General features: G+C 63.7%; 1 protein-coding gene. It reads left to right on the forward strand.

What is annotated here, in order from left to right:
* The first annotated feature begins 258 nt into the window (after positions 1-258).
* Positions 259-1,656, forward strand: a complete 1,398-nt coding sequence (locus tag NG701_RS00030) for an IS1182 family transposase (protein ID WP_445260469.1) — start codon at positions 259-261, stop codon at positions 1,654-1,656.
* Positions 1,657-1,916 lie beyond the last annotated feature (260 nt).

The raw sequence follows: 1,916 nt of genomic DNA on the forward strand, positions 1-1,916 counted from the left end.
AATGCTTCCAGAATGCACCGCAGCGGACCGGGCGTCATCAGCGACAGCCAATCACCCACCTCGGCGGTCAGAGGCGAAGCCTCACTGGGAGCGTGGGTCGGTAGTCGTTAAAACGCCGGTCGAAATTCCGGGTCTTTGGCGTGTGGCTGGAAGAATCGGTGCATGGATGCCGCTGGCCAGGACGGGTTGTTTGAGGAATCGCTCGTGGAGCGTATTGAGCCGGTTGTTGATGACGGTCTGGTGGAAACCGGTGCCGGGGTGAACAAGCGGTTCAAGGCGTTTGAACCGGACGTGGTGATGCTGGTGCCGCCGTCGCTGGATGAGTGGTTGCCGGGCAATCATTTGGCCCGGTTTATTGCCGAGATCGTCTCCGAGGAACTGGATCTGTCCCGGTTCTACGACTCGTATGCCAAGACCAAGGGCCAGCCGCCGTACGATCCGCGGCTGATGGTCCGGGTCCTGCTCTATGGCTACTGCGTCGGGGTGCGTTCCTCGCGGGAGTTGGAACGGGCGTGCGTGGACGTGGTGGCGTTCCGCTGGCTCGCCGCGCAGCAGGCCCCGGATTTCCGGTCTATCGGCAGGTTCCGTCAGCGTCATCTTGCGGCCTTGGGGAACGTGTTCCTTCAGGCCCTGGAACTGTGCCGGGCCGCGGGCATGGTCTCGTTGGGCCGGGTCGCGTTGGACGGGACGAAGGTGCGGGCCAACGCGTCCCGGCGCAAGGCGATGAGCTATGCGCGGTTGACCGAGAAGCAAAGGATCCTGGCCGCGGAGGTCTCGGACATGCTCGCCGACGCGCAAAGTGTTGATGCGAACGAGGATGCCAGGTTCGGGGCGGATAAACGCGGGGACGAGCTTCCGCAGGCTCTGGCGGACAAGGAATCGCGGTTAGCGACACTGGCCGCGGCCCGTGAAGCCCTCGAAGCGGAAGCTGCGGAAAAGGCCCGCAGGGAGGCCGAGCGCAAGGCACGCGATGACGGGGATGATGACGGGGCCGTCACGGCCAAGGGCGATCAAGCCGCTGCTGCCGCGATGGTGAAACCCGGCGCGCAACGCAACTTCACCGATCCGGACGCGAGGATCATGAAGACCTCTGACGGGTCTTTCCACTACAGCTATACCGGCCAGGCCGTGGTCGATGCCGATCACCAGGTCATCGTTGCCACGGAATTGAACAACATCGCCGTGGACGTGCAGCAGCTGGCCCCGATGATCGAACGCACCCGGCAGACGCTGGGACAGCTGCCCGCCCAATGGACCATCGATGCCGGGTATTGTTCAGCCGCCAACCTCGAACACGTCCGGCAGATCGAGGCCGAGAGCGCCGGAAGCACCGAGTTCTTCATCGCGACCGGCCGGCTCAAACACGGCGAAGAGATCCCCGAGGCACCCCGTGGCAGGATCCCGGGCAACGCCACGTTGAAGGAACGCATGGCCCGGAAACTCAAAACCAAGAGGGGCCGGACCATCTACGCACGGCGCAAGGCCATCATCGAACCGGTCTTCGGACAGATCCACACCCGTCAGGGCAAGCACCTGCTCCTGCGCGGACTCGAGCAAGCAGCCCACGAATGGAACCTCATCTCCGGCTGCCACAACCTGCTCAAACTCTTCAAATACCGGGAAAACACCCGGACCCTGGCCGCGGCAGGAATCTAAAGGAAAGGCAGCCGAGCCACTGACCCCTGCAGGACCGCTCCGCGGCCAAACACAGGGCATGACCGGCCCGGACGCCCTCCCGCAAAGCAGAAAACCACCACAGGCAAAGACCCAAGCGCAGCAGCTACAGCAACACGACGTCATGCCACCGAACGACTACCGACCCACGCTCCCAGTGAGGCTTCGCCTCTGACCGCCGAGGTGGGTGATTGGCTGTCGCTGATGACGCCCGGTCCGCTGCGGTGCATTCTGGAAGCATT

The organism is Pseudarthrobacter cellobiosi, from assembly GCF_023913815.1.
Lineage (GTDB): Bacteria > Actinomycetota > Actinomycetes > Actinomycetales > Micrococcaceae > Arthrobacter > Arthrobacter cellobiosi.